Raw genomic sequence first — 22,315 nt, 5'->3', positions numbered from 1 at the left:
ATGGGGATCTTGGACACGATTCAGGACACCGCCGAAAAGGCCACAGACGCAGTCGGAAACGTGGGGAACACGGTCACAGATGCCGTTGGAGACACCGTTGACGCAGTCTCCGGAGGGGGCGGTGGCGACGATGGTAGCAACGATGGTGGCGGCGGATCGAGCGGATCGAGCGGGTCGAGTGGGTCGAGCGGATCGAGCGGGTCTGGAACTTCGAGTTCGGGCCCCTCAAGCGGTGGTTCCTCTGGATCCGGTACTGGAGGAGATGTCCGAGACCCGATCGGTGACTTCGTCGAGGACGCCAGGGATGCAGTCGATCGGGGCATTTCCAACGTCCAGGATGAAGCAGAATCGTACATCGACGAATCAGACCGACGAGAAAATGCAGCGCAGTACTATGAATCGAACAGCCCACTCAGCAACCTCGATCGTCAAGACGACCTCCGGCAGACCGACGACTGGTATGGGCTCGGGTCCGAGCCACGGCGCGAGCTACAGCAGGTCGACCAACAGGGGTGGGAAGAGTGGGGGGCTGGACAGCTCACGGACAGGTACGGCGTCGAAGCCGACGCGAGTGATGTCCGACACGACGAGGAAACGGGCACGTACGCGCCGACTGACGAGTACCGCCGAGAAGTTGCAGCGTCACAATTCGACCAGCAGACCGATATCGATGTCGGTGCGGACGATATCAGATACGACGAGGAAGAGGGTGGGTACGCCCTAACCGATGAGTTTCGTCGAGAATCTGCGGTGTCGTACTACGAGGAACAGCTCGGTGTCGATGTATCTTCAGGTGATGTCAGATACGACGAGGTCGAAGGGACGTACGTCCTTACCGACGAGTTCAGGCAGGGGTACTCGGAGGGAGGGAGACAGACTGTAACCGTTTCGGGTATCGAGTACTACTGGAATGATGACGGGTCACTCGGCGAGCGCGTGTACAGTCCGAGTGACGTGTCGGTGGACGAAGTCCAGGAAAAAATGGAGCAGCAGGGAGATCTCCTTGAGGAGCCTGAGCCTTCGACCGGCAAGGAGACGGTCATGGATTTCGACCCAGCAGACCCGCCACAGACCGGGGTACAGGAGGTTTTGGCCCCGATTCAGGAGGCGGGGAGAGAGTTCAACGCTCGAGAAGGTGAACAATTCGGGGACTGGGACTGGTCGATCGGCCCGTTCGACGACCTCGAGCAAGGCGCACGGGACTTCCAGGAAGGTGCTCAAAACACTGCCGGCAACGTTGGCGAGGCAATTGGGAGCAATACGGGGGTCCCAGGGGCGCTCGAGGCAGGAGGCTTCGATCAGACCGCAGATCGAGTTGATCGATCTGCTAGCTCGTTTGGACGTGGCGTCGGAGAAGGGGCTGCCGGCCTCGTTGCTGGTACCCCGGTTATCGGGATGGAGGCCGCAGAGACGGCCGGATACGCGGCGACGAATCTGCGTGAGGCCGCCGGTAAGATTCCGGCGGCGGTTGCTGGGAGTGCTGTTGCGACCTCTCAACAGATCGATGATAATCCCGCACGCGCCTTTGGATCGATCGCATCGGAGTCGCTCATCAGTGCCGGTGTCGGGATTGGTGTTTCGAGAGGCGCACGGGCAGCGATTCGGCGTCGTCGGAGTGTGACTCCCAACATTCAGAGATCCCGTTCGGATAGCGGTACCCGACGCCCTCGGACGCTGACCGACGACGATCGTGGCCAGATGTCGATCGGTCGGATCGGACGCGATCGGGATGGAGACAGCGGGTCCTCGAGCCGATCCGGAGACGGGGGAGACAGCATTCTTCTCGACGAAATCCCCGACGAACTTGCAGACGAACTCGGGAACATGGAACGGGGCGTGAATGTTCGAGGCGCAAAGAAACGAGCGGAGCAGAAAACTAAGGAGAAACGCCTCGAGGAAGGCCGTCGACAAGAGCGGGGTGACGAGCCGCGCACTGTCGATACGCGACCGGGCGGGGACTACGAAGCGCCTGATGGTCCTGGCGGAGACTACAGCGCATCGCGATCGCCAGATACGTCTCGAAGCGGACCGACCGATGCACAGTCATCGCTCCGGCGATCGAGCAGTGACTCCGATCTCTCTCCCCGAGAGAAACAACTGGCCGCTCAGATTGGACGCCAGACTCCCGAGTCTGATCTCCGGGGCGTCGACGCGATAAGCCGGACGACTCCATCGACAGATCTTCGAACCGCGTCAGCGGCACGGTCACGGACGTTGATGGGGAGCGGAAACTGGGGGGCAAGCGCGGGTGGCGCAATGGCGCTACTGGATCAGGCACAACAGCCCCAGGTGACTTCCGAGGACGAAGGTCCGCCAGGGACGAGAGAGGATACCGGAATCAGCAGTCGGTCCGATCCAGACGGGCTCGGTCTACTGGCTGATGCCCAGAGTGGCCTCGATGGAGTGATGGACGGTGTCGGAACGACGATCGGGCAGGAATCAACCGAAACGACAACCACAGAAACGGGAACGCAAAGTGGGATCGACTCCGGAACAGATACCGGTACGATCCTCGGCACGGGACCGACGACAGACACGGGAACGAGAGCGGATACAAGATCTGGGGCAACGCCCGAGTCAGATGTGGATACCGGTCTGCTTCCGCCACCGTCCAATGGGCCGACGTCGCCGCTGACGCCGACGGGAGATCAGCCACCGTTTGATCCCGATCGTGATCGTCCGCTTTTCCCGACGACGCCTGGACAGCCTGGTCCTGGTCCTGGCTCTCCTGGCCGGCCTCGTCGTCTTCGTTTGCCAGACCCAGACGATTCATCCCAGCCCCGGCAGATGTCTTTCGACTACTCGTTCGGGTCCGACACTTGGGATACTGGATTCTTGGACGCCAACGAGATGGTGGAAGCGGCCTCGAGCTCCTTCGGAAGTTGGGACGACGAGAGTGATTCTAAGCGAGACGAAGAGGAAGAAGATCTGTTCAACTTCAGCTTCGGGGGTAGCTCTCTGTAATGGCGACCTTCTGGAAATACACGCTTATCGCGGCTGCCTTCGCTGTTTGGATGGTCGGATATGCGATAATCCAGAAGGTCAACTCCGTCGTGATCCCGATGACTGCAGAATTAGATTCACGCGGTCTCGTCACAGAGCCGCTTAACTGGCTGTACTGGGCAGAACAGTACTGGATTCTGATCGGCCTGATCGGCCTGCTGGTCTCTGCCGTCGCTTCAGGCGTCACCAATCGGAGGGGTGTCTGATGGGACTGATCGGACGAATCCGGTTGATCGTAACCTGGATGATCTGTGTCGCATTGTACCTCTTGGTCGTTGCGGGTGTCATGAATCCGATCTACGGTTTCGCCGTTGAGATGGATGCCGTCCGCAACGGACCGTTCTGGGAGGTCTTCCAGAACATCATCTGGGCAGGGACGTTCGCCGTCCCAGCCCTGTTGATCCTCAGTCCGATCATCTACTGGATCGTCGCGAACGTTCGCGAGGAAACAAACGAATACGCGGTTCGACCACGACCATGACAGAAACGAATAACACCGACGAAACGAACAACCGCTCCCTCGAGGAGCGAGTTGCACAGCTCGAAGAACAAGCCGACCAGCTCACAGTCGAAGACGGCGACGGAAACTCGGTCTCGCTCAGTGGGCTTCTCGGGCTCGGGCTGACCCGTCGCCAGGCGATCGCGGCGGTCGGCCTCGTCGCCTACGGGGCAGCGATCCCGACGGCGATCATGAAGTCGATCGGCACGGCTAACGCACAGACGTCGTCGAACGCTGTCTACGGGATAGAGCAACTTGGCCTCCAAGACGATCCAATCGGGACGATCTACGTCGACCAGTTATTCCAGAATCAGGATAACATCTCGACGAACACACTGACAGTCAACACACGACAGGTGTACATCCAACCGACTGAGCCCTCGAGCCCGACGCAAGGCGACGTCTGGATCGACACCTCTGAGGTGGAGTGACGATGGTGAAGGGATACGACGGATCCCAGTTCCAGTCCGTCGGGAGCAACGCGTTCGGCGGATCGGCGTTCCAGGACGTCGCGGTCAACGGTTTCGATGGATCCGGGTGGACCCGACTTGACCAGGCTGCGATACCCGACAGCGGAGTCGCCCGATATAAATTCGAACAAGATGCCACAGACTCTTGGAATGGCAACGACGGAACGCTCACTGGGGGGACTTATACCACCGACTCAGAGATTGGATCATACGCCGTGTCACTTGACGGGGCCGATGACGCGGTTGACATTCCAGTCAGCCACTCATCTGGTGATGGCCTGTCACTGAGTGCGTGGGTGAAACTCTCATCTCCATCATCAGCCCAATATATCGTCACAATTGACGCACCTAGCCAATATAGTGCAGATGCAGTGCTGTATATTGACGATACTAAGATCGGATTCCAATGTTACGATGGATCGTACGTAAGTACCAATACCAGTTTCTCCTATGACAATACTTGGACACATATTGTCGGAACGAAAACAGCAAGCGGAGATATGGAGTTCTATGTCAATGGCTCATCCGTAGCAACTGCAACTATAGGAAATTTGACAGAGTCGGGAACCTCCTCAATCGGTAGACGGGGCGGGTCTGGATACCTGAACGGACTTGTTGACGATGTTCGTATTTATAGAAAGGGACTGACCGATACAGAAGTCTCCAACCTCTACAACACCGGATCAATCTAAGCGAGACTGCGATTAGGTCTATCAAATAATAACAATGACACACGACCAAGATGAGGCAGGACTCACACGGAAAAAAGCCATTTCGTTAATCCTGCTTGGTGTGCTGCTCGTGTCGATTCCATTCATAGCCGTTGCTGCGGTGGACTATTTCCATACTTCGACGTCGGGAGTGACGTACTACCAGGCCGACGGGCCAACAGTCGATCTCAACACCGAGACTGACTCGAACGTCTCTGTCTTCTTCCCAGATGCTCACACGGTCGATCTGTCTCCAGAAGGCGTTTTCTACAGCGAGGGATCGACTCGCGTTCAGGTCGACCAGTTCGGGTCTGACAGCAGTCAAACCCAGCTCTCGAATCTTGATGTCGGCTCGACGACGCTCGAGGCCGATGTCTCCGGCCAACAGCGTGTCGGGCTTAAAGGTGGCATCAACTCGATCGACTACTCTGACGTCGAGATCGACTCATCGACAACGGATTTTACCTACCAAGCATCCGAGAGTACTACGGTCACGTTCTACGACGTCGGCAGCACGACCTGGTACGAAGCCGTCGATGCGGATACCGGGATGACACTCTCGACCGTCCAGAGCAGTTCGACAGGTGCCGTCACGTTCGAGCTTCCAGACGGAACCCACGACGTCGAGATCCAGACGGCAGACATCAGCGTTCCGGAGATCTCCAACGAATCCCCGGTAGATGGAGGATCAGTCACATCACGGACGCTCAACCTGTCTGCCCAAATCGCGGATGATGACTTCCCCAACGATGAGCTCAACGTCGAGATCTACTTGGAGGGCGATCTCGTCACGAACGAAACGCTCACTCAAAACGGGACCGTCTCGACTGAGATCACCGTCGATAGTGGCGGAGACTACAATTGGAGTGTCAACGTCTCCGATTCCTTTGGAAGTCAGGTATCTCATAGTTTCCAGTTTTCGACGCCTGACACGCTGTATATCCGTGATGAACTCAACCCTGATGAATTGGTTGACGATGAGCAGTTCAACATGACTGCATCGATCTACTCGGAGGATCTAACTATCCAAGAAGACGTCACGGATGGGAAAATGAGCCTGACAGGTCTTCCCCTTGACCAACCGATCGTGATCACGGTTGAAGCCGACAACTGGAACGATCGTCGAATACTTATTCGCGATATCACTCGGCAGCAGAACGTCTATCTGCTCTCAGAAGATGCAGAGTCCGTCGATATGACGTTCGTTCTCAACGACCGTACGCGAAACTTCCCATCTCAGGATTCTGAACTCTATATCCAGAAGTCGCTCGCGGTCGGAAGCGATGAATTCCGATGGCGAACGGTTTCTGGGGACTACTTCGCAGCCGATGGTCGATTCGAGACCACGCTCGCATACAACGATAGGTACAGGATCGTTATCCGGAACGCAGAGGGTGACGAACGAATTCTGGGGAGCTATATCCCGACCTCTCCAGGGCCGACGACGCTCGACATCGGTCGCATCGTCTGGTCTCCACCGGAGGGACAGGCAGTCGTATTCGATGCGAACGAAATCGAAGAAGATGGACAAGAAAAGCTGAGACTCATGTACAACGATACAGAGGATGCGACGAACCAACTCGATATCACAGTTCGGAATCGCAAGAATAACGATATCATCTTCGAAGCGACGCAGTACGACGTCACGTCTTACTCGGAGATCATTCCACTGACTGATAATCAGTCAGAGATGGATCTCATCGTGACTGCCCAGGCCGATCGCGATGGAGATGACTTCGAGACGACCGTCCAACTCGGGAAACTCGAGGAACTCGACCTCCCGATCGACGATAAGTGGCTGCGGGTGTTCGCGCAAATCTTCCTCGTCGCGATCGCGGGCTTAGTCGCGGGGCTGATCTCCGGCGGCGGGGCGATCATCATCGTGGCCTTCGCGACGGCGCTGACCTGGCTGGGCTGGATCCCGATCCATCCAGCAGCGCTGGGACTCGCCGGAGTGATCGCGCTGTTAGGAGCGCTCAGATCGCGCTACGGAGGAGGTGTCTGAGATGGGGATGCGAGCAGTCGGGATCTTCATGGCGATCCTGGCACTGACGGCATCAGCCGCGATGATGGAACAATCTGGATTCAACGACCATATCGGCATGAATCCAGATACCGGAGTGCGCGAAGATCACGTCGACGACGTCTCTCTGAAGGATGACGATGTCTCGACGAATCCGGACGTCACCGACTACCTCGGATTTGCAGCTGATGCAATTGGGTACTTTCTGAATATCGTCATTCTGTTGAATCCAACACGAGCAGGGCTGGTCAATGTTGGATTCCCGGAGTGGTTCATTTTCCCGATAATGAATCTGGTCGTACGACCGCTATACTACCTCTCAGCAGTGCAAATCATCCGCGGGGTGGTGTTGGAATGAGCCCCAACAATACGACGAACAACACGACCAGCCCGGACTACGGATACGATGGCGATCTCGCAGCTGACAAGCTCTTCAATGGAGAGTGGGGTGAGCTCCTGTTCGGAATCCCGGTCGACTCGATCGGAGAGCCGCTGTTCTCGGTTATCGTCGTCGGCATAGTCGTCGCTCCGCTCTACGCACGTACCGGTGACGTCGTCATCCCAGCGACCGTTCTGGCACTGCTCTCGGGATCGCTGATCCCGATGCTGCCGGGCGCTCTGGTTGGCGTCGCCTGGGGGATCTTCTGGATCGCACTGGCGATCGGCATCATCGGACTGATTCGGAACTTCAACTGATCATGGAACGAAAACACATACGCAAACGCTTACGCAAATCCGTCGTTGAGGCATTGGAACTGTTCTTCTTCGTCGGGATATGGTGGCGAGGAGGATTCAACCAGCTCGGATACTACTGGATTACGAGCTACAAACCGAACTGCAAGACGACTCGAGAGTTAACGACGGACGTCCCGGTCGTCCTCGAAGACATCAAACCGTGGGCCGTCTACGTTGTCCATCTCTTCCCACCGTTCTGTGTGGTCTGCGGGATCGCCTTCGTGTATTTCGCCTTCCCACTCCAGTTCCACGGCGTCTCTTCGTGGGTTGAGTTAGTATCTCTCGCCGGTGTGACGCTGCAGGTCGTGTTCGTGATGCTCTGGGACCCATTGGTCCTGCTGGTTAAGGGACCGGCACAGCGGGCCAACGAACGCCCTGAACGTGACCGTCGACCAACCGGGGTGACATCCCAGTGAGCCGACTCGCGTGGCTCACGTCGCTGCTCGTGCCCGCGGATCTCTTGCACGAGGCAACGCACATGGTGGTCGCGTATCCGTTCGCCAACGTCGGATTCGAGCGGACCCGACTGGGCGCTGTCTCGCGAATCGAGTGGCGAGAAGGGACGCCGATCCTCTGGGTCCGAATCGCGCATCTCGCGCCGACGATCGCCGGTACGATCATGGGGTTGCTCCTGGTGCCGTTCCTCCCGCTGCTCGATCACACGTTCGCCCAGCTGGGCGAGGCGGTCGCGATCACGATGGGCGCACCGGAAGCCGCGCCGGAGATCTCCCTGCTGATCGCGCTGGCTGCGCTGATCAACTGGATTCAGTTCGTCTGTCCAAGCTATGGTGACCTCTTCCCGTTTCGAACGGCTGACTAACTGTCTCGATCTCTCATTTCTTCGACGGCCATGATGCGTTGCGGCTCATCGTCATGTCTCAACCCGAGGGTATGCCCGACCTCGTGCCGTAGGAGCTCTATCGTCTCGCCGTACGAATAGCGCCTTTCGATACGTATCACGACTGGCTCAGGTACAGTATAGTTTTCACTAACTAAATCCGCACAACCAGCAGGATCCACATCATACCGTTCACCACATGACTCGATCTCATCTTCCCACTCGACTAGAACGTCTGGATTCTCCTCGTTCAGTTGGAAGTCGTACTGTATCGGGTAGCCAGCGTATTTCTCGCTGGTTCCTTCCCAGTACTCGAATGCTTCTTTGACAGCCACTTCCTCATTCTGACTTACTGACCCGTTCATACCAACCACCAGCGTTTCCTTGTTGTATGGGTTGTCTGGATCAACGTTGTCAGGGCCAGTGACAGCTCCTATAGCAAATGCTGATGCTATCGATAGAACGAACAGTAGTAGACCAGAAAGTACGAGAGTGAAATATTTTTCCTCCCTTTGTTTCTTATTAGGATTTGCGTAGAGCGGATTGTCCCAATATTCGTACTTTAGGTAGCGAAATGCACCTACAGAAATTCTCACAAGGATGTAGTAGAGAGGTGCTGTCAGCAGGATAGATGCAACTATTGGCATGCTTGATTCTCCCTTTGTATTCAGGTATCCACCCCAGATCGCTACTAAAAAAATGACCAACCACTGCCAGCGTTTGAGCCCCCAGTAGAGTTTCGCCATACTACCATCTATCTACAGATACCAATAAATTCTCTTGCAGACGACTTTCACTTTCACTTTCACTGCGCGCCTTTGGCCGACCACTTTTATGTACCCTATCCTCTCTCGTGTCGATGGGTACTCGAACTGAGGTCCAACTTGAAAGGAAGACGGACCGCTGGCGATACACGTGTCCGCAAGGGCATCGAAGCTGGGAGCCGACGAACTTCCACTTTTGGTGCCAGCAATGTAGCCGACATCTCTCGGACGATGTTGATCCGGAGTTCGACGAGCTCCGTGATCGACGAACAGGCGACCTCATCTCTCGAGAGGATATCGAACTACCGGGGTACGACGACTGATGAGGTCATTCGTCCTTCTCAAGAGTCCCAGCATCGAGATCTCCCGCAAGAAATTGCTCGCCAAGGTCTGTGGTCGAGTAGACACCACCTCCAACGTTGATGATAAGCCTGTAGTCACGGAGTTCTCGACATCTACGATTGATCGAGTTGCTATGGTAATCGAGGTCTACTCCAATTTCACGGAGATTGTCCGCAATCGCATGAGGTTGATGATTTCCATTTTCAGACAGATACTCGAGGATCCTTTCATCAACCTGCGTCATCCACTCTCCGTGTTTCCTCATACCTTAACGCGGTCTTCTAACTATCATAATGCGGGTGGAAATCAACAGTTGCGAGTTTCACAACTCCATTATGGGGCAGTTAAAACTCCGAGACTGCTGTTGGATGAACACTTATGTATATGGGATATACAGTATTGGGTAGGAATCACGTCGGGACGATATCCGGATGAAACTGCACGCTGCTCTGGCGGGTTGATATCTCGTCAGAAATGCAGGCCGATGGATCTAGCATCGGCCCGCTGTGGTTCCGCTAATGGAGGTAGCGAAACCATGTCAACAGACGATAACCCAACTGAAAACAGTATCGAATCGGCGGAAAAAAAGTCGGGCGGCAGAACAGTCACTTCTTCTGGTGACTCACGAGTCATCGCAGACGGCGGTGTCTCGTGGTCCGACCTCAACTCGACTCAGCGCGATATCCTCGAGGCGATCGGTCGCCTCGAGGCAGACGACCAGGACTCGAGAGTCTACGGACTCGGGATCAAGCGCGAGTACGAACAACATCATTCGAAGAGCCTGAATGGCGCTCAGCTGTACCCGAATCTCGACAAGCTCCGCGATTACGGGCTGATCGAGAAACACGAGCTGGACAGGCGGACGAACGAATACCCGTTGACGGATGCTGGCCGGTCGATGCTCCAGCATCACGTCTTTCTAGCGGCCGACGCGTGCGGGCTCTCAGTCGAGAAGTCCGAGACGGCGGCGACGGACGGGGGCCGCGATGTCCAGTAAAACGGGCTGGGCGCACGAAAACGAGTTCGTCACCATCATCGACGAAGAGCATGATGGCTGGGGCGTCGGTATCTGGAACAAGAACGACGGCGCGGAGATCGTCGAGTTCGACGAGAACGGAGAGCTCACAGATGGCGTCCCACTTTTCACCGACGAGGATATTCAGGGCACGATCGACGCTCTCGAGGAGATCCTCGACGAGTCAGACACCGAGCCGAAGGCCGTGACTGATGGAGGTATCGCTGACGACGAGGGTGATCGCGATGACTGACGACAACCTTCAAATCGAACTTGACGAGGAGACGTCCAACCAGCTCGAGGCCGCCCGCGGTCTCATGATGTACCAGGACGATGGAGAGGTTCCATCGAACGAGAACGTGATCGGACGGGCGATCGCGTTCTACCTGGAGGCACACGACGTCGTCCGGAGCGACGGCGAAGATAAGACGAACGATAGTACAAACGATTTCCTGAGTGGACGTCCACCAGGGAGTCTGCCAGAATCGGATTTGGATTTAGGACGTGATCCGACCGCCGGGCTCCGCGGGAGGAGATCCGATGACTGATCTCGTCGAGCCGAAGGTCCGGGAGGCCACTCTCGATAACCACATCATCGCGGACTGCCCGGACTGCTTCGATCCGATGCTCCTCGGCGACATCTGGATGGAGCTGATCCTCGAGGACGGCCACGACGTCCCGAAGTGTCCCGACTGCGAGCCCGAGGAGTGGCGCGACACCGCAGAGCCGAAGATCGATTCGATCGATCAGTGGGCGCTCGCGGGCGATGTCATCGACGTCGACGGAGGGTACGATGACCGGTAATGCCTCGAGCGGTACTGAGTGGGAGTTCGAGCAGGGCGAGACGCTGGTAGAACAGCAAGGAATCTCACAGATGCCGGGGACCGGCGGCTTTGAGAACGACCCGAGAGAGTACACCGTGAAGCGGCGTCTGCATGACGCTGACGGGGACAAGCGCCTGTACTACCTCGAATGGGAAGTGGAAACCCCCGGCGGACCACGAGTCGAGAATCAACTCTACAACGCCGACCTCGTCCGTCTCCACTATCGCTCAGTAGACACGGCTACTGATCGATCCGGTGGTGAGACCGATGTCTGAGACATATCCCGGTGACGACCATCGGATGCAGTGCTACGACTGCGAGCATCGGTTCGATCGTCGCGATCTCCAGCTCGTCGAGGTCGTGATCACGCACGACGAGGGGATGGGATACGACGAGGTCCCGGTCCCGCTCTGTTCGGACTGCCGCGGTAAGCGGTTCGGATTCTCGTGCCAGAACTGCGGGCTCGTCCACGACTCGAAAGACGACGCCCAGTTCTGCTGTGTGCGACGTCCAGGAGATGCCCCGGACTGCATCAACTGCGGCCGTCGAATGGAGAAAACCGCCTTCGGGTACACCGCCGACGGAGAACCGACGTGCGAGTTCGCCGAGTGCGAAGCGTGCGGAGTCACCTGGGGGAAGTACACAAGTTGGCACGAGCCAGAGGAGGGTCGTTCCGATGAGTAATCTCTGGACGTGTGCCGACTGCGGCCGATCTGTCAACCCAATCGTCAATCCAGTGCAGTGCCCGCGATGCGGCGAGCCAAATCCTAATTCGGGTGGTCTCTCGTGATGCAACTCGAAGCCGACGCGGCCGAGATGGATTGCTGTCTGAACTGTGGCTCGCACGTCACGCCGCAGTTTCGACGGGGTTTCGGAGATCATCGCGATCGCGTCCATCGCTGTCCTTCGTGTGACATCTACGAGAACCTCTCCGCTGGCAGTGCTGCTGGGAAGTTCCTCGAAAGTACCACTCAAGAGGAGGCATCGCGATGAGCGCTGAGTCGTCCTCGTCTTCGTCGACGAAGACGAACGAGACTCGCCTCGAGGCGGCCGACGCGATCGGCGCGGCTCGCGAGGCCGTCGACGACCAGGACTCCAAGCGTCTCGAGCTCGCGGCACTCGCTCAGCTCGCAATCGCACGCCGGACGAAGCAAGAGGGGTGGGACTGAGATGGCCGCTTCGGACATCCCGAGCTCGAAGCACTCCGGCGAGGAGATCGAGGCGATCGTTTGCGATCGCGTCCCCGAGGTCTCGTACGTCCCTGACCGGGTTGCACGGTGGCACGATGCGTGTGTCGACGTGGTCCTGGAGCCAAACGAGGATCTGCTCGGTGTTGGAATCAACCTCCTCGAGGTCGGAACCCCAGTCGAGATCAAAGGCTGCCAGATCGAGTATGCGAACTCGCGCTGTGGGCGTTTTTATATACGCAAACGCCAGCACGAGCGGCTCGTCAAGGAGGCCGGTGCGTACCTTTTCGCGGTGTACAGGCTGCGTGGGACTGATCATCGGGTCGTCGCGATGGCCATCGCGACCGCGACGACCGTTGACGGGTTGATCTCGGACGGCTGGACTACTCGCGAGGATCGATCGGGGGAAGAGGGCTACCGACAGCTCGCCTGGTCGCGCGTGATACCGACAGAGGTGATCCGATGACCGCGTCAGACGGTCCCTCTAGCTTTATGGCAGTTCGCTGTAAAACAGGAGAGCATGAGCTAACCGATCTGCGCTCCGGAAAAGGCGGCGTGCACAACCCCTTTTTCGGACTCAATCAAGATAAGATTACCCCCTCGAGCAGCCGAGGCTCTGTCTTGATCGAGGACAACGTCCGCTTCCCAGTTAGCGCATAGTGGGAGCAATCAGTATGCAAAACGCAACAACAGACACTCAAACCGTACGTCTCGAGAATAGAGTCGCTAACAACGGTGGGTCGCGATGAGCGAGGACCACCCAGCCGAGTCTGGGAAAAGAGCGGAAGCCGAGAACATCATCAGCCCTATTCTGAAAGTGCTGAACAAGCATGGTATCAGGCTCGAGGGCGGGAAAATGGACGGTCTCAACTGGCGAGACGAGTCAGACCGCGAGATGGTTCGTGAGAAGTTTGCCCAGAATGGGCCGGTCGAAGACCCGTTACTCCCCGGCATGGGGCCGGATGGATACGCAGAGAACGCGTATGATGACTGCGGGAATCCACACCCGCACGTGTGTGATGACTGTGGGTGGCACGTCGATTTCGGACGGACGTGCAGCCGATCAGTCTGCGCCCGCTGCGGGGCCGCCTGGAACGCCGACTACGCGAAGAAGAAGGCCGCGAAGATGCGCCGCGTTCGGATCGAGCAGTACAAATCGATGAAGGAGGATCCGAATTGGAACAGGAATATCCTTCTGCACCACCAGATCATCAGCGCGCCCCTCGGCTGGTACTACGATCTCGCCCGCAGCGGATACACGCTCGAGGAGGCAAACGAGGAAACCCGCCAGGTCGTGAAGGACATCCTCAACGAGATGCGCGCCCAGGGAATGCTCATCCGACACGACTACCGAGGGAAGAACGAAGATGGTGAGCTCGAGAAAGACGCCGGCGCCACCGACGACCTGGGCGAATGGAAGCCGCGACTGTATCATCAACTCGACTGGCACGGCGAGGACGGCGTTCGTGAGGAGCTCGCGTGGAACCCGCACTACCACTGTGTCGTCGCGGGTGACTTTTTGAAAGGCGGGGAGATGACCGAGGAGATCGAGGCCGCGACCGGCTGGGTGATTCATCGAATCGCGGACGACAAAGACCGTTCCATCCAGAACGACGGCAAGATGCTCAGGGTTCTGATGTACGACATCTCCCACTGCTCGATCGTGCAGAACGGCGATCAGATGCGCTCGACAGTCTGGGAGGTCGGCTCCTTCGAGGGAGACGGGATCCGAAATAGTTCTCGATTCTCGCCGTCGCCGGCCGACCTGGAGTGGGCCACGAACTGCGCGGAACGAAACGCCTACGAGATGCTCGGGATCAACATCACGTCGACCGAGTGCGGCCAGGAGCTGCCCGGCGTCGACGATCCCGACGAACTTGCGCGCAACATTTTGGAAGAGCTCTATCCCGACGATCCGGGCAAGCGCCTCAAGGTCGACAATGACCTCATCCATCACCACCTACTGGAAGGGAATCTCTCAGTCGAGATCTCCACACACTCCGGCGGCGGCGGTGACGTGACGGTTCGCGACGCCTGGGGCCAGCCGGTTGGAAACGGCGGCTGGGGCGGTAACGTCCCTGACGTTCCGAGCGACCGCCTTTATGAGGGTTCGGATGAGCCCGTCGCTGCGATCGAGCCGATCGCCGACCAGGAGGACGTCGAGATCGACGCCGACCAGGAGGCCAGCAGCGAGGAAGAAGACGAGGGATGCGAATGCTGCACTGGGAAGCTGCGCCCGCTCGAGCAGATCCGTCGCGAAGGCCTGCTTGAGGACGACGAGTGGCTGGCGGACGCTCGTCATGCCGACGCCGCCCTCGAGGCCGACGCCGAACATTCCGACGATCTCGAGCCGTGGCAGGCGGACACGGTCTTCCGCGAGGACGAAGCCGAGGAGGCCGCCGCCGGTTAAGCGTCCTCGGCCCGGTTCGCCAGGTCGCGAGCGACAGCTATTTTCGCCGTTCCCGTTCGTATATTCGTTCATACTCTAATCCCCTGTAGCGAAGCGGGAGCGCCTAGCGCTGGGGGGCCACCCCCCGCCGACCGGCCGGCCGGTGGTAGAATAAGTATGGCCGCAGCGGATTTTTCTAGCGAAAAATCCGCATTACGGGGTCGCTTCGCGACCCCTCACCGCCCCGCAGAAGGCTTGGTGGGGCAGGATTCCGCCGATTTCCCTTATACCGTACCGTTAGTGCGAAGGACCGGGGCGCGAGACTGACAATTGACCAACCTTTGGGGAGAATATGTACGCCTCAATCCTTCTACTGCCGGAATCGGTGATTCAGCGCGTTCCTCCGGGCGCGATCGTAGGGGTAGTAAATAATCTCATGGCATGTGAATATGCTCATGGGCCTAATGCACGGCAGATACAGAGACTGTATCGCCCATATACCACTTGTATCCTGTATTACCAAACGAAAGTATTTTCATGGTTAAGCAATTATTCACATGTATGGTACAAGAACGGACCCGCGACCGTGTCTGGAAGTACAGCCTTGCGCGCACGATTGTGAACGGGGAGTCGGCCAGGCCGGAAAAGATCGCCGAGATCGCCGACGTCTCCGAGCGTACCGCTCGCGAGACATTGAACGTGATCGCTGCCGCCGGCTGGCTCAAGCGAGAAGTATTGGACGATGGGACCGTTCGGTTCGTATCTCCCGATGGCGTTGAGGTTAAAGACGGGATCCTACTATGACGGATAGCGGAATCACGACCCATTGCCAGAAGTGTCGGGAGGAATCAGATACGACATTCGCTTTCGCAGAGTTACATTATACTGATTTTGGTGACGGTGAGACGTTTAGAGACCTGGCGCGGGAACATGGGCTGGAGTACACAGGACAGCACCCCCAGGCAGCTCCTGGAGCCACTTCCCACCAGTGGACTGCCACAGACGGACTCTCACTATGGACTGCGGAAGATCCTACGAGAGAGCGAACAGAAAGCGTGATTACAGCAGATGGGAGGGAAGAGCGAGACAAAACTGGCTACGCTTCGTATCTCTTTATCGAGGGGCCCGCAGCGGCAGCAGAGAGCCTCTTCCGAGATGTTGTTAAGAGTGCGGTATACATCAAAGGAGAATTTCAGCCGCTCCAGACCACAGAGGGGGAATTCATAGCTAGCTACACGGATAATCGATAGATGAGCTATGAACTCACAAATATTGAGTAGGGGATAGCGCCCTAGCGGTGCTTGCTTCTCACCTCGTTCGCTGCTGACTGTTCGTTAGAGGAGATGTACACCCTCGCAGTCGAAATGTCCTCCCAGCCGAGAATCGCCATCAGGGAGTGCGCACTGACTCCGTGCAGGACCAGCAGCGAGGCCGACGTCGCCCGCAGCGCGTGCGGGAACACACGCTCCTCGAGGCCAGCTTCCTCAGCGGCCTGGTTGATTCGACGGTTCACCGTCGCTCTGGACTTCGGAAAGCGATCATACTGGTCTGCGAACTCCTCGATGCACATCTGGGTCCGGACGTCGAAGTCGAACGGAACCGCTCGTGATCCCGCGGACGTCTTCGGATTCCAGCGCTCTTCGAGGGCCTCTTCCATCGTGATGTTTGTCTCCTCTTGTTTTTTCTTCGCCATCTTCTCGAGCGTCGCCTCGTCGAGATCGTCGACGACGTCGGCGCCGTGCTCGTCGCGGATCTCCTCTTTCGCCTCCTCGAGGGAGAGGTTGATCGTCTCGATCCGGTCTCGCGCCCGGCCTCGGCAGTAGCCACAGACGCCGCCGTCGCTCCCGAAGTCGCACTCATCGAACTGCGGGATCTCGATGACCCGTTCGTAGAAATTGATCCAGTCCGTACGGAGGTGCGCGATCTCGCCGGCGCGCAGCCCCAACTTCGCTGCGAGGTGGATCACGAGCCGCGCCTCGAAATCAAACGGCTCTTTCAGCTCTCGAGCGCCGCGGAGCAACAGCTCGAACTCCCGTTCGTTCAGCGCGAACTCGCGGCTGTGCGTCCGATCGGACGCCATCACTCTGCCCTCCAACACGCGACACGGATCGCCTCAAGGATCGTGGCGAGTGCGTCGACCTCGCTGCTGGCCTGGATCTTCTTCGGCCGGTCAAAGAACCGGACCACGCCGTAGGAGTCCAGCAGCGGCGCATGGCTCTGGAGCAGCGCGATGTACACGCGACGACGGTGTTTCCTTGAGACCTCGTCCGGTGTGATCCCGGCCTCCGCTGCGGCGATCGCCTCGGCGAGCTCGCTGACGTCGACGACGATCTCTCCGCGATGGTCGGTTTCGTCGACGGCGGCCAGTTCGCGGATGAGGACACGGCGCCGTTCGTTGCTGATGATCTCGTGTGCCTCTGCTGGTCGCAGTCCCAGCTTCAGTGACGCGAACAACGCGAGTGTCTCGTCGTCGACGTCCATCAGCGCCACCCCGCTATCGATTTGATCGTTTCCGAGTCGACCAGTTCCGTGAGGATCACCCGGTCACCGGCGTAACTCGGCACGATCACGATGTAGCCCGCGGCCTCGAGGTCCAGGAGGACATCATCGAGGAGGGTCTGGGGCAGCTGCGTCGCGTAGAGGATCCGCTGTCTTCGCTCTCGACCGCCGTTTCGTCGCAGGCAGTCGAGCACGTCCTGTGCGTCTGAGTCGGTCTGTACGCCAGAGTTATCACTCCTGGCGTTCGTATCGTCTCTCGTCGTCATCGTAGGCGGCACAGGGGTTCGGTGTCTTCAGCACCGGGTCCCGTTCTCGTGGACCTCCTGTGCTCGAGAGAGGATTGTCGATATACCATAAAAAAGGCTTGTATTTCTACACGCAGTTTAAGTAATCTGTGTCGGAATGTAGGACTCAACGCTGTATCCACTTTGGGAATGTTAAATTCCAGCCTAAGGTTTTATCCGTCACCCCTTCATACTCGTTGATATGTCCCTCTCAGACGACTACGCACAAGCCCGGGTCAGGTCCCTCCGGGAACGGATCGACGGACCACCCGATAAACGTGAGACCGATCTCTCCGATGCCGATCGGGAGGTCCTCATCGAATTCGATGAAGAGATCAGACGGATCAACGCTGCCCAGAGCCGATTCGGCGGCTACCAGCACTCGAACCTCCTGAAACAGACGCTGATGCTTGCACTCGAGACCGGGGAACTCGCGGCATCCCTCCAGGAGGGCGAGCGTGGCCAGGCGGCCGTCGACGAGATGCTGATGTGGATCGATGACCAGGACTACAGCGGCTACTCGAAGCAGTCCCCGCTCTCGGCGCTGCGCGTCTTCGCCGAGCTCCTGATCGACGGCGATCGCCCCGAGCGCTTCGAACGGATCTCGCCATCGAAGGACGTCGAACGCGACCCGGCGCCGAAGCCGGGGAACATCATCCGCTACACCGACGTCGTGCTGATGGTCAAGGGCCTGGACCATACCCGCGACAAGGCCTTGGTCATGCTCCAGTGGGACGGCGGCCTGCGGCCGATGAGCGAACTCTGGGACCTCCAGTACCGCGACGTCCACCTCCTCGAGGACAAGATCATGCTCTCGCTGCCAGCAGACACGAAGACCGGGCGGCGCGAGGTCGTCATCTCGGTCGGGGCGCCGTTCCTGCGGAAATGGATCGAAGAGGAGCATCCCGCACATCACGAGACAGAGCCGGGGATGCAGCCGGAGACGTACATCTGGACGAAGCTGAACAAAAACGACTGGCTCGGCTACAGCGCGCTGTCGACCGTCTTCGACAAGGCCGCCGACCGGATCGACTTCGAGAAGGACAACTCACCGCAGCACTTCCGCCGATCGGCAGCATCGATCCTCGCTGCGCAGGCCACCATCAACGAGCGGGACCTCCGCAGCCGCTTCGGCTGGGCACCGAACACTGACTCCCCAGAACACTACATCGCGGCCTTCAGCGAGGCGACGCACACGAGCGTTCTTCGCGCGCGTGGCCACGACGTCGAAGACATCGAAGAGACCGAAGACACGGCGCCGATCCGATGCGCATCGTGTGAGACCTGGACGCCGCGCGGCCTGGACCGCTGCATCCACTGTCGTCATCCGATCGACGCGGAGATCGAGGCCGTCCAGCACACGGTCACGAACCCGGCCGCCCCCGAGAAAGGGCTGCGGCAGATGATCATCGACGGCGATGTCACCTCCGACGATCTCCGCTCGGTCCAGCGCCTCGAGAGCGTCATCCAGACCGAACCGCAACTGTTCGACCAGCTGGAGCAGATCATCATCATGGCGGAGGCGCTCGAGGCCGAACGTGAAGAGACCGGGGAGACCGCGATGGCGACGACGGTCGGCGGGGCGATCGCGTGGCTCTCCGGGGCCGCGACGTCGGCGGCGCTGGCCTGGGCCCGGACGAAGGACAAGGTCCTCCGCGCACATCCGGAGTTCGATGGGTACCCACCAGACCGACCGACGGCCGCGAAGATCGGCGTCAGTTGGCTCCTGCTCGCTGGCATCGCTCTCACGATGACCTACTGGACCGGATCGCTGCAGGACCTGGCTGCGGGCGATCCAACGCAGGTAATCGCGGTGGCGATCGCTGCGCTGCTCGGAGGAGTGACGATTAATCGGATCACACCGAGCGCGGAGGATGCAGTTGCCGCGCTGCTTGAAGAAATTCGAGTGAGTTAGGATCTGGGGCTGTTCATCCACTCCGGCGAGTAAAGGACGACGTTCGTCCGCGAGAACGCGTGATAGTGGCTCCAGGGCGTCACGCCGACCTCGAGGCCCCAGTGCTGCGCGAACTCGAAGATGTCGAACCAGCCGTTGCGTATCGTCTCGCCATCCGGCGCTGCGGTCCTCGAGACGCTTTGGATCTCCGGCATCGAGATGTGCATCGAATATAAAACCGGCTCGCCGTCATCGAGCCAGAGCGTCGCGTGATCGCTGTGCGGCGCCGCGTGGGGCGGATCATCGCGACCGCCGACTGCCTCCTGTTCGCGATGGATCCACGAGCGGGCGGACGTCGACCCGCACTCGCACTCGTCGGCGCCGGTGATCTCGCGGCGGATGCAGGCAGTGTCGGCGGCCTCATCGACGCCCCATCGTCTCTTGAAGCCCTCTCGGAGATGGTCCTCGAGGGCGTCGGCGAGCGCACGGAGGACATCCTCCCCTGGTTCGTGATCGGCGTCGGTGTACTCCTGGACGACGTCGACGAACTCGCTGTACTCTTCCGATGGAAAACGATTGAAGCGATTCATCTGCGTATATGTTTCCGTTTACGCAAACGCAAACGATTGAAGCGATTCATCTGCGTATATGTTTCCGTTTACGCAAACGCAAACGATTGTGTTAGACGTTTTGCTGAGCGTGCTTCCCGATCGCCTCGCAGTGGGGAGTTCTCGCTCATCCAATCACCTGTTTGCTGCCGAGAATCGCTATCCAGATGACCAGACACGCGACTGCTACCGGGAACGAACTCGGGAACGCGATCACAGTCGGAATCCACACTCCGATCAGAGCGATTGTCCCCCATCGTTCGAGGCGGCTTTCTCGAGCACGTTCAATCCGCGTTGGAGACTTCTCGCCAGTAGTCATAGCGTAGCCTCCCGAAACAGTTGATCCGGCGTGTGAGTGCTTTCCTCGCGTTGCTTGCAGACTGGACACCAGTTTGGCCGGTCCGAGTCCAGCAGTACGACGTTGCACTGGTTGCAGGCCCAGACGCTGTTTCCGGTGCCCTGACCAAGTCGGGATGGGGATTCCTCACTGGGCATTCCAATCACCGTGGGGCTTCAGGTCCTTCTCCTCAATCTCGCAGTCACCCATCAACGAGGCAGCCTCTCGGTGGCTCTCTGCACTTTCCTCGCTCTTGTGGACGCCGAGTATCTCGCAGCGACCGAGATCGCTGTTCGCGGCTGGCCGGTACACGACGTACACATATTCGATTCGATTCCCTTTGACGTCCGTCTCCGGCTGTTCAATACGTGTTTCCTCTGAATCGTGTGGCTCGTTCATATATTGTTTATGATTGCGTTTACGCAAACGCAAACGATTCTGTTAGACGTTCTGCTGAGCGTGCTTCCCGATCGCCTCGCCCAGTTGGTCCATTATCTCCGGCGCCGCCTCCTGGAGGCCGACGCGGAACGCCAGTCGAGCGATCTCCGACCGATCGAACTCGTCGGAGTGGTCACGATTGAGCGCGTCCTCGAGGGCGTGGCCGACGTCGACCATCTCATCCTGGTCGGCCTCGTCGAGCGCGGCGAGCAGCGCGGCGATCGGCTGGTCGCGAACGGCGATCGTCTTCGGTCGATCACCGGATTCGACCTCGGTGATCGCGCCGACGATCTCGTCGACGAGGTCCTCATCCGAGTCGTTGTTCGATTCGTCGAGCCGATCTCCTTTCTGGGTCGCGTCTCTGAGTTCATCGAGGTCGCTCATCAGTTACCACCTAGTCGTTTCTGCAGCGCTGAGGCGTTTTCCATGAATGCATCTCGTGCGCGCGTCGCCGTCGACGATGGCTCCTCGAGGGCGAACACAGTCTGGCCGGCGTCGGCAGCGTTCCGGATGTCCTGCGAGACCGGGACGTGCGCCGGCGCGATCGCGTCTTCGTACTCCTCACCAAAGTCCTCGAGATACTCCGTCGCGAGCTTCGTTCTCGAGTCGACCTTGTTCGGGAGGATCATCGCGAGCTCAACGTCGACGTCGAACTGGTCCTCGATCTTATCGAGGTCGCGTCGCAGCGCCGTGGCCTGTTCACTCTCGAACGGCCCCATCTCGACCGGCGCGATGACGTTCTTCGTCGCCCAAAGCCCGTTGTAGGACACGTTATTCGTCAGCCCCGGGAGGTCGATGATGACAACGTCGTACAGTGGATCGATGAACTCGTCAAGGAACTCCTCGAGGCGAGAGTAGCGCTCGCGAGCGTCGTCGATGTTTCCGAGATCTGCGTCAAGCGAGTCGAGCCCCGGATGTGCGGGGATCAGGTCGACGCCCTCGCCGGTTTCGATGATTAGGCTCTCAACGGCCGCGTCGCCCAGCTTCGAGGCGATTTGTCCCCACTCCTCGGCGAATACCGTCGAGATGTTCGGCCAGTCGTCGTCGGCTTCGATCTGGTCCTGGACGTCGCCCCAGACGCCGAAGTGTTTCGCGAGGTCCCCCTGTTTCCCGGCGAGGTCGATCAAGAGGACGTCTTCTCCTTGTTCGGCGAGACCGACGCCGAGATGCGCTGCAGAGGTCGTTTTACCAGTTCCCCCCTTATCGAGGAAGGTCGCTGCTCGTTTGCTATTGTTATACATTTGCGTTTCCGTTTGCGCAAACGTTTGCGCATAACTTAAAAGTATTCCTACCAGTCGCGGCCAAAGCTCTGTATAGCCATATACAGTTTAAAACGTGGAAAGGGCGGCTACGGCCTCTGACAGTGCCAAGAGTGGGGGATGAGGGAGGGCAACTGGTGATGGTCGGGTGGATGGGTGGAGATGTGGATTCCCTGCTTCCCGTGTGAGCGTGAGAC

32 protein-coding genes are annotated in these 22,315 nt (G+C 58.5%); 23 read left to right on the top strand and 9 right to left on the bottom strand.

Features of this window, described 5'->3' with window-relative positions:
• From LDH74_RS26290 to LDH74_RS26245, 10 genes are all read left to right on the top strand, one after another.
• Positions 1-2,964: a hypothetical protein gene (locus tag LDH74_RS26290; RefSeq protein WP_226043507.1), complete on the top strand. Its 2,964-nt coding sequence runs from the start codon at positions 1-3 to the stop codon at positions 2,962-2,964.
• Positions 2,964-3,209, top strand: a complete 246-nt coding sequence (locus LDH74_RS26285; RefSeq protein ID WP_226043506.1) for a hypothetical protein — start codon at positions 2,964-2,966, stop codon at positions 3,207-3,209. The genes LDH74_RS26290 and LDH74_RS26285 overlap by 1 nt, the downstream gene beginning before the upstream one ends.
• Positions 3,209-3,484, top strand: a complete 276-nt coding sequence (locus tag LDH74_RS26280; protein WP_226043505.1) for a hypothetical protein — start codon at positions 3,209-3,211, stop codon at positions 3,482-3,484. The genes LDH74_RS26285 and LDH74_RS26280 overlap by 1 nt, the downstream gene beginning before the upstream one ends.
• Entirely contained in the window at positions 3,481-3,933 is a 453-nt protein-coding gene (locus LDH74_RS26275; RefSeq protein ID WP_226043504.1) for a hypothetical protein, read from the top strand. Before LDH74_RS26280 ends, LDH74_RS26275 begins: the two co-directional genes overlap by 4 nt.
• A 2-nt stretch (positions 3,934-3,935) precedes the next feature.
• Entirely contained in the window at positions 3,936-4,664 is a 729-nt protein-coding gene (locus LDH74_RS26270) for a LamG domain-containing protein (protein WP_226043503.1), read from the top strand.
• 169 nt (positions 4,665-4,833) lie between these two features.
• Positions 4,834-6,687 (top strand): sulfite exporter TauE/SafE family protein, encoded by a 1,854-nt coding sequence (locus LDH74_RS26265; protein ID WP_226043556.1) that lies wholly within the window; start codon positions 4,834-4,836, stop codon positions 6,685-6,687.
• A 1-nt stretch (position 6,688) separates the two neighbouring features.
• Complete coding sequence (locus LDH74_RS26260; RefSeq protein ID WP_226043555.1) at positions 6,689-7,063, top strand: hypothetical protein; 375 nt, start codon at positions 6,689-6,691, stop codon at positions 7,061-7,063.
• Positions 7,060-7,401, top strand: a complete 342-nt coding sequence (locus LDH74_RS26255; RefSeq protein WP_226043554.1) for a hypothetical protein — start codon at positions 7,060-7,062, stop codon at positions 7,399-7,401. The genes LDH74_RS26260 and LDH74_RS26255 overlap by 4 nt, the downstream gene beginning before the upstream one ends.
• A 53-nt stretch (positions 7,402-7,454) precedes the next feature.
• Positions 7,455-7,856, top strand: coding sequence for a hypothetical protein (locus tag LDH74_RS26250; protein WP_226043553.1), 402 nt, complete (start codon positions 7,455-7,457; stop codon positions 7,854-7,856).
• Complete coding sequence (locus LDH74_RS26245) at positions 7,853-8,260, top strand: hypothetical protein (protein WP_226043552.1); 408 nt, start codon at positions 7,853-7,855, stop codon at positions 8,258-8,260. Before LDH74_RS26250 ends, LDH74_RS26245 begins: the two co-directional genes overlap by 4 nt.
• Here the strand turns inward: LDH74_RS26245 and LDH74_RS26240 are convergent.
• Entirely contained in the window at positions 8,257-9,024 is a 768-nt protein-coding gene (locus LDH74_RS26240) for a hypothetical protein (protein ID WP_226043551.1), read from the bottom strand. The two genes, LDH74_RS26245 and LDH74_RS26240, sit on opposite strands and share 4 nt — an antisense overlap.
• Positions 9,025-9,370: 346 nt before the next feature.
• On the bottom strand, positions 9,371-9,649 hold the full coding sequence (locus LDH74_RS26230; RefSeq protein ID WP_226043549.1) for a MarR family transcriptional regulator: 279 nt from the start codon (positions 9,647-9,649) through the stop codon (positions 9,371-9,373).
• Positions 9,650-9,919: 270 nt separating this feature from the next.
• Between LDH74_RS26230 and LDH74_RS26225 the strand changes: the two genes are divergently transcribed.
• The 12 genes from LDH74_RS26225 (at position 9,920) to LDH74_RS26170 (ending at position 16,049) form a co-directional block, all read left to right on the top strand.
• Positions 9,920-10,381 carry a helix-turn-helix transcriptional regulator gene (locus LDH74_RS26225; RefSeq protein WP_226043548.1) on the top strand — a complete coding sequence of 154 codons (462 nt, stop codon included), beginning with the start codon at positions 9,920-9,922 and terminating at the stop codon, positions 10,379-10,381.
• Entirely contained in the window at positions 10,371-10,652 is a 282-nt protein-coding gene (locus LDH74_RS26220; protein ID WP_226043547.1) for a hypothetical protein, read from the top strand. Before LDH74_RS26225 ends, LDH74_RS26220 begins: the two co-directional genes overlap by 11 nt.
• Positions 10,645-10,947: a hypothetical protein gene (locus tag LDH74_RS26215; protein ID WP_226043546.1), complete on the top strand. Its 303-nt coding sequence runs from the start codon at positions 10,645-10,647 to the stop codon at positions 10,945-10,947. The genes LDH74_RS26220 and LDH74_RS26215 overlap by 8 nt, the downstream gene beginning before the upstream one ends.
• Positions 10,940-11,203 carry a hypothetical protein gene (locus LDH74_RS26210; protein ID WP_226043545.1) on the top strand — a complete coding sequence of 88 codons (264 nt, stop codon included), beginning with the start codon at positions 10,940-10,942 and terminating at the stop codon, positions 11,201-11,203. Before LDH74_RS26215 ends, LDH74_RS26210 begins: the two co-directional genes overlap by 8 nt.
• Positions 11,193-11,498, top strand: coding sequence for a hypothetical protein (locus LDH74_RS26205; RefSeq protein ID WP_226043544.1), 306 nt, complete (start codon positions 11,193-11,195; stop codon positions 11,496-11,498). The genes LDH74_RS26210 and LDH74_RS26205 overlap by 11 nt, the downstream gene beginning before the upstream one ends.
• Positions 11,491-11,907, top strand: coding sequence for a hypothetical protein (locus LDH74_RS26200; protein WP_226043543.1), 417 nt, complete (start codon positions 11,491-11,493; stop codon positions 11,905-11,907). Before LDH74_RS26205 ends, LDH74_RS26200 begins: the two co-directional genes overlap by 8 nt.
• 105 nt (positions 11,908-12,012) lie before the next feature.
• The gene (locus LDH74_RS26195) at positions 12,013-12,216 is read left to right on the top strand and encodes a hypothetical protein (RefSeq protein ID WP_226043542.1); all 204 of its coding nucleotides are present in this window, start codon (positions 12,013-12,015) and stop codon (positions 12,214-12,216) included.
• Positions 12,213-12,392, top strand: coding sequence for a hypothetical protein (locus LDH74_RS26190; protein WP_226043541.1), 180 nt, complete (start codon positions 12,213-12,215; stop codon positions 12,390-12,392). The genes LDH74_RS26195 and LDH74_RS26190 overlap by 4 nt, the downstream gene beginning before the upstream one ends.
• Position 12,393: 1 nt before the next feature.
• Positions 12,394-12,876: a hypothetical protein gene (locus tag LDH74_RS26185; RefSeq protein WP_226043540.1), complete on the top strand. Its 483-nt coding sequence runs from the start codon at positions 12,394-12,396 to the stop codon at positions 12,874-12,876.
• 279 nt (positions 12,877-13,155) lie between these two features.
• Complete coding sequence (locus tag LDH74_RS26180; RefSeq protein WP_226043539.1) at positions 13,156-14,820, top strand: hypothetical protein; 1,665 nt, start codon at positions 13,156-13,158, stop codon at positions 14,818-14,820.
• Between the two features lie 540 nt (positions 14,821-15,360).
• Positions 15,361-15,603 carry a hypothetical protein gene (locus LDH74_RS26175; protein ID WP_226043538.1) on the top strand — a complete coding sequence of 81 codons (243 nt, stop codon included), beginning with the start codon at positions 15,361-15,363 and terminating at the stop codon, positions 15,601-15,603.
• Complete coding sequence (locus tag LDH74_RS26170) at positions 15,600-16,049, top strand: hypothetical protein (RefSeq protein ID WP_226043537.1); 450 nt, start codon at positions 15,600-15,602, stop codon at positions 16,047-16,049. Before LDH74_RS26175 ends, LDH74_RS26170 begins: the two co-directional genes overlap by 4 nt.
• Before the next feature lie 41 nt (positions 16,050-16,090).
• Here the strand turns inward: LDH74_RS26170 and LDH74_RS26165 are convergent, their stop codons facing one another.
• The 3 genes from LDH74_RS26165 to LDH74_RS26155 are packed head-to-tail and all read right to left on the bottom strand — an operon-like array spanning position 16,091 to position 17,564.
• The gene (locus LDH74_RS26165; RefSeq protein ID WP_226043536.1) at positions 16,091-16,879 is read right to left on the bottom strand and encodes a site-specific integrase; all 789 of its coding nucleotides are present in this window, start codon (positions 16,877-16,879) and stop codon (positions 16,091-16,093) included.
• Complete coding sequence (locus tag LDH74_RS26160; RefSeq protein WP_226043535.1) at positions 16,879-17,280, bottom strand: hypothetical protein; 402 nt, start codon at positions 17,278-17,280, stop codon at positions 16,879-16,881. Before LDH74_RS26160 ends, LDH74_RS26165 begins: the two co-directional genes overlap by 1 nt.
• Positions 17,280-17,564, bottom strand: a complete 285-nt coding sequence (locus LDH74_RS26155; protein WP_226043534.1) for a hypothetical protein — start codon at positions 17,562-17,564, stop codon at positions 17,280-17,282. Before LDH74_RS26155 ends, LDH74_RS26160 begins: the two co-directional genes overlap by 1 nt.
• A 220-nt stretch (positions 17,565-17,784) precedes the next feature.
• Between LDH74_RS26155 and LDH74_RS26150 the strand changes: the two genes are divergently transcribed.
• Complete coding sequence (locus tag LDH74_RS26150; protein WP_226043533.1) at positions 17,785-19,497, top strand: site-specific integrase; 1,713 nt, start codon at positions 17,785-17,787, stop codon at positions 19,495-19,497.
• Here the strand turns inward: LDH74_RS26150 and LDH74_RS26145 are convergent.
• The 4 genes from LDH74_RS26145 to LDH74_RS26130 form a co-directional block, all read right to left on the bottom strand.
• Complete coding sequence (locus LDH74_RS26145) at positions 19,494-20,066, bottom strand: hypothetical protein (RefSeq protein ID WP_226043532.1); 573 nt, start codon at positions 20,064-20,066, stop codon at positions 19,494-19,496. The genes LDH74_RS26150 and LDH74_RS26145 overlap by 4 nt on opposite strands.
• Positions 20,067-20,568: 502 nt before the next feature.
• Entirely contained in the window at positions 20,569-20,820 is a 252-nt protein-coding gene (locus LDH74_RS26140; protein WP_226043531.1) for a hypothetical protein, read from the bottom strand.
• Between the two features lie 42 nt (positions 20,821-20,862).
• Entirely contained in the window at positions 20,863-21,243 is a 381-nt protein-coding gene (locus tag LDH74_RS26135; protein ID WP_226043530.1) for a hypothetical protein, read from the bottom strand.
• On the bottom strand, positions 21,243-22,100 hold the full coding sequence (locus LDH74_RS26130) for a ParA family protein (RefSeq protein ID WP_226043529.1): 858 nt from the start codon (positions 22,098-22,100) through the stop codon (positions 21,243-21,245). The genes LDH74_RS26135 and LDH74_RS26130 overlap by 1 nt, the downstream gene beginning before the upstream one ends.
• Positions 22,101-22,315: the final 215 nt, after the last annotated feature.

The sequence above is a fragment of the Natrinema sp. DC36 genome, from assembly GCF_020405225.1.
Classification (GTDB): domain Archaea; phylum Halobacteriota; class Halobacteria; order Halobacteriales; family Natrialbaceae; genus Natrinema.
This window is presented reverse-complemented; position numbering and strand designations above follow the sequence as displayed.